Source organism: Teredinibacter haidensis, from assembly GCF_014211975.1.
Taxonomy (GTDB): Bacteria; Pseudomonadota; Gammaproteobacteria; order Pseudomonadales; family Cellvibrionaceae; genus Teredinibacter; species Teredinibacter haidensis.
Genome location: NZ_CP060084.1, coordinates 2,659,796 through 2,675,919, shown reverse-complemented (window position 1 = coordinate 2,675,919; position 16,124 = coordinate 2,659,796). Strand labels below are relative to the sequence as shown.

Sequence of the window (16,124 nt, the reverse complement as noted above, 5' to 3'; positions counted from 1 at the left end):
AAAGCCTGCTATGACAGAAAGTCGTATTCACTCACAAGCACTTGTTGACCCCGGCGCGGATATTGCCCCTGGGGTGGAGATTGGGCCGTGGAGTGTTATTGGTCCCGATGTGAGCATCGATGAAGGGACTGTTGTCGCATCCCATGTAATTATTAAGGGGCCCACCCGAATCGGAAAAAACAACAAGATTTATCAATTTTCTTCGGTGGGTGAAGATACTCCAGATTTAAAATACAACGGAGAACCCACCCGTTTAGTTATTGGTGACAATAATATTATCCGCGAAGGCGTCACTATTCATCGGGGCACCGTGCAGGATCGCAGTGAAACGACCATCGGCAATGATAATTTGCTGATGGCTTATGTGCATATAGGCCACGACAGCATTATTGGTAATCACTGTATTCTGGTCAATAATGCTGCCCTGGCAGGACATGTTGTCGTTGGTGATTGGGCGATTCTTAGCGGATACACACTGGTTCATCAGTTTTGTCATATTGGTGCCCACGCTTTTACCGGTATGGGTAGCGCAGTTGGTAAGGATATTCCAGCCTACGTGGTTGTGACGGGAGCGCCTGGCGCGGCACGCAGCATTAATATGGAAGGTTTGAAGCGCCGAGGCTTCTCAAAAGACGAAATTTCCCAGTTAAATAAAGCGTTCAAAACGGTCTATCGCCGTGGACTGACGCTGGAGAAGGCGATTGAGGAGCTTGAGTCATTAGCGGCTTCTACCGGTAGCCTGAGCGTTTTAATTGAATCCTTAAAATCTTCGACGCGAGGAATTGTTCGCTAATGAGTGGGCAGGGCTCTGCTGCTTCGGTATCACTTAGGCGTGTGGGCATTGTTGTTGGCGAAGCCTCTGGCGATATTCTTGGCGCTGGCTTAATGTCCGAATTGCAGCGTCGCTTTCCCGATTGCGTTTTTGAGGGGGTGGGCGGGCCGCGAATGTTGGCCATGGGTTTTCGTTCTCTCCACAATATGGAGCGCCTGGCGGTTATGGGGTTAGTTGAACCTCTGAAACGATTGCCGGAGCTGCTTTCCATTCGTAAACAGTTGCGTGTTTACTTTAGTGAAAATCCACCGGATATTTTTATCGGAATTGACGCTCCGGATTTTAATCTCACACTGGAAGAAAAACTGCGTAATGCGGGAGTGGTAACCGCACACTATGTTAGCCCTTCTGTTTGGGCATGGCGACAAGGCCGCGTTAAAAAGATAGCGCGAGCTGTCGATCTTATGCTCACGTTATTTCCCTTCGAAGCACAATTTTATAGCGAGCACGATGTAACGGTTGCCTGTGTAGGCCATACGCTAGCCGATGAGATTCCGTTAGACATTGACCAGGGGGCCGCGCAGAAAAAATTAAAACTGCCGGACGCTCCTGCACTCAAAACCATCGCGTTGCTTCCCGGTAGTCGTGCGGCCGAAGTCGCGTATCTGGCCGAAACATTTTTTCAGGCGGCAACTATTTGCGTGCAAAAAAATCCTCAGTTACGTTTTTTGATGGCAGCAGCCAATGAGTCACGCCAGCATCAAATCGACGATGTTCTCCAGGCTTTTCCTCAGCTGCCCGTAACGCTTTTCTTGAAGCAGTCTCACGACGTTATGGCGGCATCTGATGTTGTACTAATGGCTTCTGGCACCACGACGTTAGAGGCTCTATTGCTAAAAAAACCCATGGTTATCGCCTATAAAATGGCGAGCTTGTCCTGGATGATTTTACGGCGATTAGTTAAAAGTCCGTTTGTTGGCTTGCCGAATTTATTGGCGGGGAGGATGCTGGTTCCAGAATTATTACAAGACCAGGCAACGGCGGAAAATCTCGCGGATGAAATATTGTCCTATTGCGATAATGCCGGGAAAGTCGCTGCGTTGCAGAAGGATTATTTGGATATTCATTTGTCGCTTAAAAAGAATGCCGATGTTGCTGCAGCCAATGCTATATGCGAACTATTAGAGCGTAAAAAAAATATATGAAGCATGTTTCCAGAAAGTTGCAGTGGCTTGCCGGTGTTGACGAGGTTGGTCGAGGCCCGCTCGCCGGAGACGTCGTGGCGGCCGCAGTTATCCTCGGTCCAGATCACGGCATAGAAGGCTTGGCCGATTCGAAAAAACTCTCGGAGAAGAAGCGAGAGAGTCTATTTGAATTGATTCAGGAACACAGTGTTAGCTGGGCCATTGCCAGGGCCAGTGTGGCAGAAATTGACGAACTGAATATTTTACACGCGAGCCTGCTAGCAATGAGGCGAGCCGTGGAGCAGCTACCGACACAACCACACCACGTCTATGTCGATGGCAACCGGTTGCCTAAGTGGCACTATTCTGCAGAGGCGATTGTAAAAGGTGACAGTAAAGTTGCGGAAATTAGCGCAGCTTCTATTCTGGCAAAAGTAACCCGCGATCGAGAAATGCAGGTGTTGGATAAACAGTACCCTGGCTATGGCTTAGCCAAGCACAAGGGGTATCCGACGCGTGTGCATCTGGACGCGCTGCGAAAGCTGGGCGCAAGTGAAATTCATCGTACTTCCTTTGCTCCCGTCAAAAACGTTATTCAGCAAAGCCAATCGTTTGAGTAATGGACAGGGCTAAAAACGACTTGTTGCGTTCGCTGGCGAACGTTGTTTGTTTTTTTATCGGCTTAACGATTTCTCTTCTTCTTCCCCCAATCGGTTTATTTGGTGCTCTCCTAATTCTTAGAACTTTTATAAGGTCTTTATCGAATATTAAAGTCAGCATTCAGATGCATATCTATTAAAAAATTCTACAGTGTCTCTTTAGGCGACAGATTGTTGTAAAAAAATAGTCATAATTACTATATGTCTCTAGTTTTCTTTTTTTTGTCAGCTATACCTTAAGTAGCGAGTCTGGTGGTCGTTAACGGCTTAAAGGACAAGGCTTTTGGGTGCGTAGGTATTGAAGTGAACTAGCTTTGCTTGCGCCAATCAAAAATATTGAGCCAGTCCTGTTGTCATTTGGTTCTGTACGCGGTGTGTTAAATTTCAATTTCAACCGAAATTTAGAGCGTAATTCTGGAATAGAAGATGCAGTGGTGTAGGACAGAGAACCTTGATTTGACGAAATGTTCGTGTTGAAAATATTGCAATTAGCCGATGCTGAGGCGGGCAATAGAATTTTAGCGAACAGGAGTAAGGCCGTATGACTGTTAAGATTGAAAGTAAACATTTTGATGAAGCCAATCCTGTAGTAAATAGTTTTATTGATTCTTGGACAGAGTGGTATAACTATTGGACACATTGGTTTTATAGTGGTGATGCCTTTATGCGTCAGTTTATCCGTCATCCTTCAGATATTCCCATTAGCTATTGTTTGGGCGAAGCAAGAAAAGCAGTGCTTTCCGTCGAAGCGAGGGAGTTCTTTGCTTCAGACCGGTTGCGCGATGTTAGCCGAGGAGGCTTGTGTTTTAATGCAGACTGCCCTGTGCGCAAAGGAACGCCCATTCATATAGAAATTGCTATTGAAGACCCTCCTTATAAAGCTGAAGGTATGGTTGCTTGGTGTCGGCCAGAGGGCGACCACTTTGCAGTCGGCGTGCAGTTTAATGAGCCTTCAACGCGTTTTAGTGTTCGTATGGTAGAGCAGGTATGTCATATTGAACATTACCGCTCGATGGTGTTGGAAGACGAGGGGCGCGAGCTTAATAGTGAGCAAGCTGCTCAAGAGTGGATCGAGAAATATGCAGCTGAATTTCCCGCCTAGCGGGGCTTTCTACTCCGCTGGATTTTAATCTTAAGCTGCCAAAAGTTTGTCGTAACGGCGGCTGAGAATATCGTAAAACTGTTCCCTTAATTGCATGATGGCCGCCTTTAAGTCGGCTATTTCCTGTTCGCTTATATCCTGCCTGCCTACATAGACCTGTTTGCGAAATAATGCGATACGCGCAGCGTAAAGGCGTAGGGTTTTTTCCATGGTTTTTTCGCCGAGCATTAATAGCTTGGCCTCTGCAGAGGAGAGCCGTTCAAACTCACGTACCAATTCGCTGTTAATCACATCTAGCTCCTGCTTGCGCGCAGGGGGCCAGCGTTTGCCAAAGCGCGTGGATTCAATAACCAGAGCGGAATACTTCGCAAAACTGTGGTTTACATGCCCCACATCAGAAGAAATCTGTTCCAACAGGCTGAGTCGCTTTTGCTGGGGGCTTTGTTTGCCTGAGGGCATTTGGCGTTTGTGCCAAAGTTTTGCCATACCAAAACAGGCTGCGGCAATTGTTGCACCCATGCCGACTTTAAGCGCAGTATCAATTAAGGGCCAGATATCGGGGTTAGTCATTGCAATCGCCTCTTAGGTCAAGATTTTGACATGTACGAGCCTTGTTGGCCCGGTATCCCTGAGGCGTAGCAAAAACTGCTCCAGTTAGCCTCCTGCGAGTTTTGCCTGGTACCCTTGGCCGTTGAGGTGATCAGCCAATTTTTGTCGGTGGTCGCCCTGAATCTCAATAACGCCATCTTTTGTCGTACCGCCAGTTCCGCAAAGTTGCTTTAATTTTTTCGCGAGGTCTTTGAGGAGTTTCTCTTCCAGGTCAAAGCCACTCAGGGTTGTGACCCCTTTGCCTTTGCGGCCCTTGGTTTCGCGGCGAATCCGGATGATTCCGTCGCTTTCGGGAATAGCTGTCTTCATTTTCTCGTCTTTAACTCGACCGGTTTCAGTGGAATACACCAGTTTACTATTGCTCATACCCGTTGCTCTCCGTGTGGCAGGGCGCAATTATACTGTCTAGTAGAGTTGTGGAGCGAGTGGAGCACGGTATACTGCCGCCATAATTAAGGAGATCTTTGGCGATGACTGATGCAACACCTGAGACTAGCAATTCTGTCGCGCTGAAGCAGAAATTGCACGAAGTCATTTTTGGTACCGATACGCCTGCCGGTAAGCGTTTCGACATAGCGCTAATTTATTTGATTGTCTTCAGCGTGTTGGCGTTGATGCTCGATTCCGTCAGCTGGCTTTCTAAGCCTTGGAGTGGGTATATTTTTGCGCTTGAATGGATATTTACACTGATATTTACGGTGGAATATTGCATTCGGATTTATTGCTTGCCAAAGCCCTTTCGATATATCTTCAGTTTTTACGGGCTGGTCGATTTTGTCTCAATATTGCCCAGTTATGTCAGCTTACTCGTTCCTGGAGCTAATTATTTACTGGTTGTGCGCTTGCTGCGTGTATTGCGCATTTTTCGCATCTTAAAACTGGTGCGCTATTTGTCAGAAGCCAATATTTTGATGCGGGCTATTATGCAGTCCCGTCGCAAGGTGTTCGTATTTTTTATGTCGGTACTGGTGTTGTCGACGATTTTCGGATCTCTTATGTATATTGTTGAAGGGCCTGTGCACGGCTTCAGCAGTATTCCCAAAAGCATCTACTGGACGATCGTGACGATTACGACAGTTGGCTATGGTGATATTACGCCACAAACAGCGCTTGGGCAGGTTATTGCCTCGGCCGCTATGTTGACGGGTTATTCCATTCTTGCGGTTCCGACAGGTATTTTTACTGCTGAATTGGCGCAGGAGATGCAAAGAACGAGAACGCATATTACCTGTGGGCGGTGCGCAAAGGCCGGTCACGAGCTCGACGCGAGTTTTTGTCGTAATTGTGGCCACCCTCTGGAAATTAAGGGCATCTGATCTCTAGATGATCAACAGCCCCTGTTTTTAATTACTAAGTATGACTATTCGGCGTGTTCTTATTCCTTGATCTATACTTTTAGGCAACGCCCAATTCCGCATTAAGGTTTATAGAGTTTGAGAAAGCCTACTTCCAGCCCGTTTTCCAGGATGTCATCATCTGGTGGTTCTCCTCTTTCCGTTAACGGTGAATTATTAAGTGTTATGGATGTAATGCGTGAGGTAATTTTTTACCTTGATCGCTGGGGTACTGTGCTGTACGGAAATCGCCGAGCCCGCCGCTGGCGCGCGCTGGATGAGATCCGTGGTAAGAATATCGTAGAGATGGCGCAACACTGGGATAACGCGATCGAGACCCAGCGAGAAATAATGCAGGTGGCTCGTACCGGTGTGCCAAGCTGGAATTCCCGCGAAAGAGCAGAAGAAGACGGCGAAGTCTATTGGTTTAACGTTGATAAAATACCGGTGCTGGACGATGGCCAAAATGTTATCGGTGTAACCCTCGTGGTTGGTGATATTACCGAGATTGTGGAGCGTGAAAAGGCGCTCGAAGACAGTGATGCGCGTTATAAGGCGTTTATTGCCAATAGCTCTGATGCTATCTGGCGCTACGATATATGCCCTGCTATCGATATCCGGCTGCCGATAAATACACAAGTGGAACAGCTGCTGAAGCGTGCGGTGTTGGCCGAAGCCAATGAAATGCTGGTGAAACTCTTTAATGTGCGTTCAATGGAGGACGTGATGGGTTTGCCCTTGAATCGCAGTGGCTCCATGTCGAATAGGCACGATGTTTTTACCTTTGTGAAAAATGGTTACAAGCTGGAAGATCAGGAGTTTTCCCGCGTGGGTAAACTGGAGGAGTCGCGCTATATGCAGACGTCCGCGATTGGGGTTGTTGAAAATGGTTTCCTGACTCGCGCTTGGGGGATTACCAGGGATATTACGGCACAAAAGCAGTACCTCGATCATATGGAGTATTTGGCGAATCACGACTCGCTAACTCGCTTACCGAATAGAACCCTGTTGTATTCCACTGTTGAGCATACTTTGGCTAACCAGGGCTCCGGTCGCATGATGGCCTTGCTTTTAATCGACTTGGATCGTTTTAAAGAGATTAACGATACTCTTGGTCACCGGGCAGGGGATAGTGTGTTGCAGCAGCTCGGGCCGCGGCTGGAAGCGGAGCTTTCCGAGGTTGATGGAATGGTGGCCCGTTTGGGGGGCGATGAGTTCGCCATTTTTCTGCCGCGCATACGCAATGTTCAGCAGGCTGTTGTGATGGGGCACCGCTTTCTCGATTGCTTAAGTGCACCCTTTGAAATTGAAAGTATCAGTTCGGAAATTGGTGCCAGTATCGGTATCTCAATTTACCCGCAGCAGGCCCAGGATCTGAGTACGTTAATGCGTTATGCGGATGTGGCCATGTATCACGCGAAAAAGACATTAAAAGGTGTCTCTGTTTACGATCCAGATCACGACCCGCACTCGCCAACTCGGTTGGAGCTTATCGGTGCTTTGCGCAGAGCTATTCGTGAAGACGACCTAATGCTTTATTTTCAGCCAAAAATTGATCTGGTTTCACATAAGGTCTACGGTCTTGAAGCTCTGGTGCGCTGGCATCATCCCGACCTGGGTATGGTGCCTCCCAGCGAGTTTGTACCCATTGCGGAAAAGTCCAATATGATTTTCCCCATGACTTGTTGGGTGATGGAAAACACCATAAAACAATGTGCAGCGTGGCGAAGACAAGGGTTTGATATTACCGTAGCGATGAATCTTTCGCCTAGGAACGTGACCGACGACCGCTTACTGCCTGAGTTGGAGCGCTTGCTGGAGAAGTATGATTTGGATGGACGCTTTTTGGAGATGGAGATCACTGAGTCGGTTATTTTGGCTGATCCCAATCGTGCAAAGGATATCATGGATAAAATGGCTTCACAGGGCATTAGCTTTTCTGTGGATGATTACGGAACAGGGTACTCATCGTTGGCCTACCTCAAACGGCTACCAGTCAAAACATTGAAAATTGACAAGTCTTTCGTGCAAAACATGCTGGGTGATGAACAGGATGACATTATTGTTAACTCTACGGTCGCTCTTGCTCACAATCTGGGTTTAAAAGTCGTCGCCGAAGGCGTTGAGTCGGAAGATGTCTATCAGCGTTTGCTAGAGTACCAGTGCGACTGTGTGCAGGGGTATCATATTGCTCGACCAATGAGTATCGAGAATGTCGAAAATTGGTTGCTTGGTAGCCGTTGGGCTATTGGTAGAGCGGTTCCCGGGGATATATAGGGGCTTGCTGAAAAGTGTTTTCGTTCGCTAAAAATGGCTGAATCGTTGGGGGGTTGTTTCATCTCAACACCAACAATCCCCCGCCCCACGTCTGGGGAGCATTATACGTGTGTGTAGAGTTGCCTTAGAGCTCTGCGAGTTCGCGACGCATTCTACGAATATTTTTTAACTCTTCCTGGATTTTTGCTCTGATCTGCTCATCGGGCTCTTTGGTCAAACGTAGCGCGTTACTCATTTGAATTTCTGCTTTGTCGAATAACCCGTTGAGTTTGAAGTACTGAGCGCGAGCCATATGGACTTCAAAAATATTACCCGCCAGGCCCTCAACTTCTGCAAGTAGATACCAGATATAGTCATCCTTCGGGCGTCGTTTTACATGGGCTCGTAGAATATCGTTACACTCTTTGTATTCCCCCGCTTGCATCAGTGTCTCTGCATAGCGGGTGTTATAGGCATGATGGTTGGGGTGCAGCTTTAATTGTGCTTTCAATAGCGCAATAGCGGTGGGAAATTTTTCTTCTTTGGCGTAAATGCCAGCCTCTGCAATCAGGTAAAACGAGTTGTCCGGCTCTTTTTTTAGTAGAGGCTTTATAAGCGTGTAAGCTTCTTCGGTTTTGCCATCCTGTGTTAAGGCCAAGGTCAGGCCATAATTAGCGGCATCCTGGGTGTAAGTGTTTCCGTTTAGCTCATTGCGAAAGGCCTGAACGGCCCCGCTCCGGGTTTTTTCATGGAGCAGTTGTGCATGCACTCTAATCAGCTCATATTCGTGGCTGGTGTTGGGGCGAGGCTTGTCGAATTGCTGGGCGCGCAAGCGGGAATCGGAAATACGTGATTCAGTTAGTGGGTGAGTCATTAAAAACTCGGGTGGTTTGCGTGTAAAGCGGGTGGCGTGCAGCATGTTTTCAAACATTTCCGGCATCGCATAGGGATCCATGCCGCTTCTCACTAGCGTCTGCATGCCCAGGCGGTCAGCTTCCTGTTCCATCTGTCGACTGAAGCGCAGTTGGGCGTCCATCGAGCTGGCATTGACCATGCCAATGGCGGCAATACCAGCATCGCTGCCTGCCGTCATCCCCAAAATAATACTGGCGATAAAAGCGGCAATAAAGGAGGTGCTGGCGTTACTTTGTTGCTCTACCCTGCGAGCGTAGTGACGTTGGCTGAGGTGGGCGATTTCGTGAGCGAGAACAGACGCTAGCTGCTCTTCGGTTTTGGCGTAGCGCAATAGCCCCGTATGCACACCTATAATACCGCCCGGGACGGCGAAGGCATTTAGCGAGCCGTTTTCGATAACCAGTATTTCCAGGCGATGATCCGTTAATTCACTGTAGGTGGAGAGCTGACGAACCAGTCGCTCGGTATAGGACTGAATAAAGGGGTCCGATGTTGTGGGAACTTGAGAACGGTATATCTGCAGCCATTTCTGGCCCAATTCATATTCCTGAGTGGGGGTGATTAGACCAGCACTGGAGTCGCCCAGTTCTGGGATTTGCAGGTCGGCTGCCATAACCAGGCCGGACAGGGACAGGCCAACGAGTGCTGACAGAATAAATCGAGAAAGTGGCAATGAGCTAAAAGTAAACAAAATCTATTAAACCTTAAAACTGTCTGTTGGCTATCAGTTTGTACGTTTCGATGTTATAAGCGTGCGCGGCTATTCTTTATGTCGTAGGCAATGAACTATAATCGCGCTTCTACCACCCAACTCAACGTACTTAGATGCCATCAGACTCAGAGAGTTCACCTAAATCGATGCCTGGAACCGCGAACCTGACTATAGATGCTTCGGGCCTTTCTTGTCCAATGCCTCTCTTGAAGGCAAAGCAGGGCTTGAGCCGTTTGCAGACGGGTGAGAATTTACTGTTACTGGCAACCGATCCCGGTTCTGTGCGGGATATGCAGGCCTACGCGAATCTTTCACCCCATACTCTTATTCACTTTGAAGCCGTTGACGGTGTGTATCAATACATTCTGCAAAAAGGTTAGACGTATCTTTTATGATTAAAATCTTTCAATCCTGGCTGGAACGTTATTTTGCAGATGAAGAAGCGGTTCTGGTGGCCGTCATTCTTATTGCCAGCGTCGTTGTTGTTGTCAGTATGGGGGTGGTTCTCGCGCCTATGATTGCGGCAATCATTATTGCTTTTCTTATGCAGGGTATGGTGCTTAAGCTCAAGGCTTGGGGTTTGCATCACAACTTGGCGGTTTCGATCACCTTCCTTGTGTTGGCCGGTGCACTGCTTTTATGTCTGGTGTATATCCTGCCGGTTTTCTGGAAGCAGTTGATCCACCTATTTAACGAAACGCCGCGGATGCTGGTTCAAGGCCAGCAGTTACTGCTGTTACTACCCCAAAAATACCCTGGGTTGGTGACAGAAGGCCAGGTGAAAGAGCTGATGGGGGCTCTGCGCAGCGAAATGACCCAGTGGGGACAAAGCATACTGTCTTTTTCTTTGGCGCAATTACCAATTTTGGTCGGCGTGCTTATTTATGTGGTGTTGGTACCCATTCTGGTCTTTTTCTTTTTGAAGGACAGTGAGCAGATGCTGGCATGGGTTAGCGGTACTTTGCCACGTCGCCGTCCGGTGATGAAGAAAATCTGGAAGGAGATGAACCTGCAAATCGCAAACTATGTGCGTGGTAAAACTATAGAAATTGTGATTGTTGCGTGTGTCAGTAGTATCGCGTTTAGTTTACTCGGGCTGGATTATGCGCTGCTCCTAGGCATCGCCGTTGGCCTCTCCGTGCTGGTGCCGTACATTGGCGCGGCCGTTGTCACCCTGCCGGTTGCTATTATCGGGTTCTTTCAGTGGGGGTGGGTAAACGAGTTTTTTTACGTAATGTTTGCTTACGGTATTATTCAGATGCTCGACGGCAACGTGCTTGTCCCCCTGCTATTTTCTGAGGCGGTTAAGATGCATGCGGTGGTCATTGTTCTGGCGGTACTTGTATTCGGTGGCTTGTGGGGTTTTTGGGGGGTGTTCTTCGCTATTCCTCTGGCGACACTTTGCAAAGCTGTTATGAATGCCTGGCCGACGGTTAGTCGACTGGAGGGACAGAAAAACGCCGCTACCTAGAACGGCTTTTTCAGCTTTAAAAACTTTGCGAGCAGCCGTTTTTTTCAGCGCTAGCTCTCACCAATGCTGCGGTGCAGCTAAATCGTATGCTAGCTAAATGAAAATGATATGTGTAGAATCGTGACACCAAAAAGCTCGCACATCTCAGGTTTTTGTTTTTGGCTTAACGCAAATAAAGCGTATTTTTTTTAACGTTTTATTTGGCCTAGCGTGAATTTCGGAGAGTTTTTACCGATTAGCAAAGGCTAGATTCGCAATAGACAAAGTGTTTACTGCGCTGGGTTATCTCCGCTGGGTTCCACAAGTAAGAGGGTGGTCCTGTAGGTGTATCCACATGTGTATCGCCCTTCTTCAGTCAAGCGATTACAGCCAAAAATATCTTAACCCTATTATCTAAGCGATGAGAAAATGAGCAGTTTCTGCTTACGGTTACCCCTATAAGCAGAGCTGGCGAGAATCCATTTATTAAAATAACTGCGCCAAATATCGCAGACGAACAGGAGGCTTGAATGCTTGAGGAAACTGATGCTCTCGAAACCCGGGAATGGTTGGAGGCGCTGGAATCGGTAATTCGGCACAATGGCGGAGAACGTGCATTATATCTTTTGTCGCAACTTGCCAACTCGGCAACTCAGGCGGGTGTAAAGCTGCCGTCTGCGATTCGAACGCCGTATGTCAATACGATTCCGGTTAAAGATGAAAAACGCTCTCCAGGTGACTTCCATATGGAGCGCAGAATACGCTCTCTGGTGCGTTGGAATGCCTTGGCAATGGTTATGCGGGCAAACGACAACGACGAAGGCCTGGGCGGTCATATTGCTTCTTTTTCGTCTTCTGCCACGCTCTACGAAGTGGGCTTTAATCACTTTTTCCGTGGTGACGATGGTGAGCAACGCGGCGATCTGATCTACTTCCAGGGCCATATTTCCCCAGGTATTTACGCTCGATCCTATTTGGAAGGCCGTCTCTCGGAGGAGCAGCTGGATAATTTCCGTCGCGAAGTGGATGGCAATGGTCTCTCCTCTTATCCACACCCTTGGCTAATGCCGGATTACTGGCAGTTCCCAACTGTGTCTATGGGGTTGGGGCCGATTCAGGCTATCTATCAGGCGCACGTTATGCGCTATATGTCTGCCCGCAGTATTTGTCCTCGAGGCGATCGCAAGGTATGGGCTTTCCTGGGCGATGGCGAGTGTGATGAGCCGGAAAGCTTGGGTGCGATTTCCATGGCTGGCCGTGAGCAGCTGGAAAACCTCATTTTTGTGATCAACTGTAACCTGCAGCGCCTTGATGGCCCGGTTCGCGGCAACGGCAAGATTATGCAGGAACTGGAAGGTGTGTTCCGCGGTGCTGGCTGGAACGTGATCAAAGTTGTCTGGGGTGGCGGTTGGGATCGCCTGCTGGAAAAAGACAAATCTGGTCTTTTGCAGAAGCGCATGAACGAAGTGGTCGATGGTGAACTGCAGAACTACAAGGCCAACGGTGGCTTGTACACGCGCGAGCACTTTTTTGGAAAGTACCCAGAATTACTTGAATTGGTTTCCGATATGAGTGATGAGGAAATCTATCAGTTGAACCGTGGTGGTCACGATCCTCAGAAAGTCTACGCGGCCTATGCCGAAGCTACGGCGCACAGTGGACAGCCCACTGTTATTCTTGCTCAAACCGTTAAAGGTTACGGTATGGGGACTGCGGCGGAATCTGCCAACGTTGCCCACTCTGTGAAAAAGCTGGATATTGAAAGCCTGAAAAAATTCCGTGATCGTTTCGGAATTCCGGTTTCCGACGATGATTTGAAATCAGTGCCTTATTACCGTCCCGCGCCCGATTCACCCGAAATGGTGTACATGCGCAAACGACGTGAGGAGTTAAATGGTTATCTGCCCGCGCGCATATCAGATTTTGAGCCGCTGCAGTTGCCAGGGATCGACAAGTTTAAAGGCCTGATAAAGAGCAGTGGCGAACGTGAAATTTCGACCACTATGGCCTTTGTTCGCTATATCTCTACGCTGGCGAAAGATAAAAATATGGGTGCCCAGGTGGTGCCAATTGTACCCGACGAGGCACGTACCTTCGGTATGGAAGGTATGTTTCGCCAGTTAGGTATCTACTCTTCCGAGGGGCAGCACTACACCCCACACGATCACGACCAGATCATGTACTACAAAGAAGACAAAAAGGGTCAGATACTGGAAGAGGGAATTAACGAAGCTGGAGCCATGTCTGCATGGATCACTGCGGCAACAGCTTACAGCACTTATAAAGTGCCGATGATTCCGTTCTATGTTTACTACTCTATGTTTGGTTTCCAGCGGATTGGTGATCTGGCGTGGTTGGCGGGTGATATTCAAGCCCGTGGTTTTCTGATCGGAGCTACCTCGGGCCGCACTACGTTGAATGGCGAAGGTTTGCAGCATCAGGATGGTCACAGCCACCTGATGGCGAATACCATTCCAAACTGTCGCTCATATGATCCAACCTATAGCTTCGAGCTGGCGGTTATTATTCAGGATGGCCTCAAGTGCATGTTTGTAGACAAGGAAAATGTCTTCTACTACCTCACCACGATGAATGAAAACTACAAGCATCCCGATATGCCTTTAGGTGCTGAAGAGGGCATTATTAAGGGAATATATAAGCTGAAAGAAGGCAAGAAAACCGTTAAGAAGAAACGTGTTCAGCTGATGGGCGCGGGAACGATTTTACGTGAGGTTGAAGCCGCAGCCGAGTTGTTGCGTGAAGACTGGGGCGTTGAATCTGATATTTGGAGTGTTACCAGTATCAATGAGTTGGCCCGCAACGGTCAGCGTACCGATCGCTGGAATCTGATGCACTCGGGCGAAACTCCTCGCAAGGCTTATCTCACCGAGCAGTTAGAGTCGGCAGAAGGGCCTTTTGTTATCTCCACAGATTACATGAAGAGCTACTCTGAGCAGTTACGTGCATATGTGCCAGGTTCTTACACCGTTCTAGGGACTGATGGTTTTGGTCGATCCGATACTCGTACTAAGTTGCGTCACTTCTTTGAAGTTGACCGTTACTTTGTAACAGTTGCCGCGCTGAAAGCGCTGGCTGATGAGGGTAAGGTTCCGGCGAAAACAACAGCCGATGCTATGAAACAATACGGCATTGATCCTGAAAAAACAGATCCAACGACGTGCTAATAGGGGAATGAATTAGTGGCTAAGCAAATTATCCAAGTCCCCGATATTGGTGGATCTGAAAACGTTGACGTAATCGAAATCTGTGTTGCTCCCGGCGATACCGTGGCTCTGGAAGATTCATTGATGGTGTTGGAATCGGACAAGGCGTCGATGGAAATTCCAAGCCCGCTGGCTGGCACTGTTGTAAACGTGTTGATCCAGGAGGGTGGTACGGTTTCTGAGGGTGACAATATTATCGAAATTGAAACCGAAGCTGAAGAAGCTGCCGCCGAACCAGTCGCGGCAGAGCCTGCACCCGTTGCTGCGCCTAGCGCACCGGCTGCTGCGGCAGCTGTTGCTCCCGCATCGGTTACTGGGGGAGAAGAGACGATCACCGTTCCCGATATCGGTGGTTCTGAAGGTGTAGATGTTATCGAGGTCTGTGTCGCCGTTGGTGATGACGTTAGTGAAGGCGATTCTCTGATCGTTCTGGAAAGCGATAAGGCCTCTATGGAAATACCATCGCCCGCCACGGGTAAGGTCGTTAGCCTTAGCATAATCGAAGGCGGTAAAGTTTCCATGGGCGACGACATTCTGGTGTTGGCTACTACCTCTGGTGGTGCTGAGCCGATTGCGGAAGCTCCTCCTGCCGTTGCAGCGGAATCAATTCCCGCTGCTGCTTCCGCAGAGCCTGCCCCGGTCGTATCTGGTGGCGTTATTGACGTCAATGTACCGGATATTGGCGGTGCTCAGGGTGTGGGTGTTATTGAAGTCTGTGTTGCGGAAGGTGATGAGGTTAGTGAAGGTGATTCATTGATCGTACTGGAAAGCGATAAGGCCTCGATGGAAATTCCCGCTGCAGTTGGCGGTAAGGTTGTGAGCCTACTGATCAAAGAGGGAGATAAAGCCTCAGAGGGAACCGCTATCCTGAAGCTGGAAGTGGTTGGCATTGCACCTACTGCAGAGGTTCCTACGGCAGCGCCACCGGTACATGCTCCCGCCAAACCCAAAACGTCTAGCGAACGTCATCCTCAGGAGATTGTCGCACTGTCTGCTGATGTGTATGCCGGCCCGGCGGTTCGTCAATTGGCACGTCAGTTGGGTGTAGACCTCACCAAGGTTAAAGCCACTGGCCCTCGCGGTCGTATTGCTAAGGAAGATCTGCGCAATTTCGTAAAATCGGTTATGAAGCAGAAAGCTTCAGGCTCTACCGTGGTAAGCGGTGGAGCGGGTATCCCAGCTGTGCCAGAAGTTGATTTCTCCCAGTTCGGTGAAATCGAAATGGTGAAGATGTCGAAGATCAAGAAACTAACCGCGGCGAATATGTCTCGCAACTGGCTGAACGTACCTCACGTGACGCAGTTTGATGATGCCGATATTACCGATTTGGAAAGTTTCCGTAAGAATATGAAGGCCGAAGCCGAGAAGAAGGGCGTAAAACTTACGCCGCTGCCTTTCCTGCTGAAAGCCTGTGCGGCGGCACTGCGTGCCGAGCCCAAGTTCAATGCATCTCTTCACGTTGATGGTGAGCATATTGTTCAAAAGAACTATGTTCATATCGGTGTTGCGGTTGATACCCCAAATGGCTTGATGGTGCCGGTGATTCGCGATGTGGATCAGAAAGGCTTGTTTGAGTTGGCTAAGGAATCTGTTGAGCTTGCCACCAAAGCGCGTGAGGGCAAGTTGATGCCTCGTGATATGCAGGGTGGTTGCTTTACCATTTCCAGCCTTGGCCCCATCGGTGGAACAGGCTTTACGCCAATTGTAAATGCACCTGAAGTCGCTATTTTGGGCGTGTCTAAGGCGTCTATTCAGCCGGTTTGGAATGGTTCTGAGTTTATGCCACGCCAGATGTTGCCGTTGGCTCTTTCCTACGATCATCGTGCAATTAACGGAGTGGATGCGGGTAAGTTCTTCACCTTCCTTAGCTCTGTGCTGGCTGATGTAAGAAAGTTGCTGCTCTAAAA

At 48.8% G+C, this 16,124-nt stretch carries 13 protein-coding genes; 10 read left to right on the top strand and 3 right to left on the bottom strand.

All coding sequences use genetic code 11. The features are described 5' to 3' along the window. The first annotated feature begins 10 nt into the window (after positions 1–10). From lpxA to H5715_RS10470, 4 genes are all read left to right on the top strand, one after another. On the top strand, positions 11–793 hold the full coding sequence (gene lpxA / locus H5715_RS10485) for an acyl-ACP--UDP-N-acetylglucosamine O-acyltransferase (RefSeq protein WP_075186717.1): 783 nt from the start codon (positions 11–13) through the stop codon (positions 791–793). Continuing rightward, a complete protein-coding gene (lpxB, locus tag H5715_RS10480; protein WP_075186716.1) occupies positions 793–1,977 on the top strand; it encodes a lipid-A-disaccharide synthase in 1,185 nt (394 codons plus the stop codon). The genes lpxA and lpxB overlap by 1 nt, the downstream gene beginning before the upstream one ends. Next, positions 1,974–2,576 (top strand): ribonuclease HII, encoded by a 603-nt coding sequence (rnhB, locus tag H5715_RS10475; RefSeq protein ID WP_075186715.1) that lies wholly within the window; start codon positions 1,974–1,976, stop codon positions 2,574–2,576. The genes lpxB and rnhB overlap by 4 nt, the downstream gene beginning before the upstream one ends. A gap of 580 nt (positions 2,577–3,156) precedes the next feature. Next, a complete protein-coding gene (locus H5715_RS10470; protein ID WP_075186713.1) occupies positions 3,157–3,717 on the top strand; it encodes a PilZ domain-containing protein in 561 nt (186 codons plus the stop codon). A gap of 30 nt (positions 3,718–3,747) precedes the next feature. Here the strand turns inward: H5715_RS10470 and H5715_RS10465 are convergent, their stop codons facing one another. Both H5715_RS10465 and yciH read right to left on the bottom strand, forming a co-directional pair. Beyond that, a complete protein-coding gene (locus H5715_RS10465) occupies positions 3,748–4,287 on the bottom strand; it encodes an energy transducer TonB (RefSeq protein WP_075186712.1) in 540 nt (179 codons plus the stop codon). An 84-nt stretch (positions 4,288–4,371) separates the two neighbouring features. Further along, positions 4,372–4,692: a stress response translation initiation inhibitor YciH gene (yciH, locus tag H5715_RS10460; RefSeq protein ID WP_075186711.1), complete on the bottom strand. Its 321-nt coding sequence runs from the start codon at positions 4,690–4,692 to the stop codon at positions 4,372–4,374. Positions 4,693–4,796: 104 nt separating this feature from the next. Here yciH and H5715_RS10455 point away from each other — a divergent pair, with 104 nt between their 5' ends. Both H5715_RS10455 and H5715_RS10450 read left to right on the top strand, forming a co-directional pair. After that, positions 4,797–5,642 (top strand): ion transporter, encoded by an 846-nt coding sequence (locus tag H5715_RS10455; protein WP_075186710.1) that lies wholly within the window; start codon positions 4,797–4,799, stop codon positions 5,640–5,642. A gap of 117 nt (positions 5,643–5,759) precedes the next feature. Next, entirely contained in the window at positions 5,760–7,937 is a 2,178-nt protein-coding gene (locus tag H5715_RS10450; RefSeq protein WP_246434506.1) for a putative bifunctional diguanylate cyclase/phosphodiesterase, read from the top strand. A gap of 124 nt (positions 7,938–8,061) precedes the next feature. Here the strand turns inward: H5715_RS10450 and H5715_RS10445 are convergent, their stop codons facing one another. Then, positions 8,062–9,522, bottom strand: coding sequence for a M48 family metalloprotease (locus H5715_RS10445; protein ID WP_246434504.1), 1,461 nt, complete (start codon positions 9,520–9,522; stop codon positions 8,062–8,064). Between the two features lie 134 nt (positions 9,523–9,656). Between H5715_RS10445 and H5715_RS10440 the strand changes: the two genes are divergently transcribed. The 4 genes from H5715_RS10440 to aceF all read left to right on the top strand — a co-directional run bounded on the left by H5715_RS10440 (position 9,657) and on the right by aceF (position 16,122). After that, positions 9,657–9,923: a sulfurtransferase TusA family protein gene (locus H5715_RS10440; RefSeq protein WP_246434502.1), complete on the top strand. Its 267-nt coding sequence runs from the start codon at positions 9,657–9,659 to the stop codon at positions 9,921–9,923. Between the two features lie 11 nt (positions 9,924–9,934). Further along, positions 9,935–11,014, top strand: coding sequence for an AI-2E family transporter (locus H5715_RS10435; protein ID WP_075186707.1), 1,080 nt, complete (start codon positions 9,935–9,937; stop codon positions 11,012–11,014). A gap of 509 nt (positions 11,015–11,523) precedes the next feature. Then, positions 11,524–14,178 carry a pyruvate dehydrogenase (acetyl-transferring), homodimeric type gene (gene aceE / locus H5715_RS10430; RefSeq protein ID WP_075186706.1) on the top strand — a complete coding sequence of 885 codons (2,655 nt, stop codon included), beginning with the start codon at positions 11,524–11,526 and terminating at the stop codon, positions 14,176–14,178. A 15-nt stretch (positions 14,179–14,193) separates the two neighbouring features. Then, positions 14,194–16,122: a dihydrolipoyllysine-residue acetyltransferase gene (gene aceF, locus H5715_RS10425; protein ID WP_075186705.1), complete on the top strand. Its 1,929-nt coding sequence runs from the start codon at positions 14,194–14,196 to the stop codon at positions 16,120–16,122. The last annotated feature ends 2 nt before the right edge of the window (positions 16,123–16,124 follow it).

Bases quoted from the DNA above. Each gene is read 5' to 3' on its own strand.
- lpxA (WP_075186717.1), top strand. From the start codon at position 11: ATGACAGAAAGTCGTATTCACTCACAAGCACTTGTTGACCCCGGCGCG.
- lpxB (WP_075186716.1), top strand. From the start codon at position 793: ATGAGTGGGCAGGGCTCTGCTGCTTCGGTATCACTTAGGCGTGTGGGC.
- rnhB (WP_075186715.1), top strand. From the start codon at position 1,974: ATGAAGCATGTTTCCAGAAAGTTGCAGTGGCTTGCCGGTGTTGACGAG.
- H5715_RS10470 (WP_075186713.1), top strand. From the start codon at position 3,157: ATGACTGTTAAGATTGAAAGTAAACATTTTGATGAAGCCAATCCTGTA.
- H5715_RS10465 (WP_075186712.1), bottom strand. From the start codon at position 4,287: ATGACTAACCCCGATATCTGGCCCTTAATTGATACTGCGCTTAAAGTC.
- yciH (WP_075186711.1), bottom strand. From the start codon at position 4,692: ATGAGCAATAGTAAACTGGTGTATTCCACTGAAACCGGTCGAGTTAAA.
- H5715_RS10455 (WP_075186710.1), top strand. From the start codon at position 4,797: ATGACTGATGCAACACCTGAGACTAGCAATTCTGTCGCGCTGAAGCAG.
- H5715_RS10440 (WP_246434502.1), top strand. From the start codon at position 9,657: ATGCCATCAGACTCAGAGAGTTCACCTAAATCGATGCCTGGAACCGCG.
- H5715_RS10435 (WP_075186707.1), top strand. From the start codon at position 9,935: ATGATTAAAATCTTTCAATCCTGGCTGGAACGTTATTTTGCAGATGAA.
- aceE (WP_075186706.1), top strand. From the start codon at position 11,524: ATGCTTGAGGAAACTGATGCTCTCGAAACCCGGGAATGGTTGGAGGCG.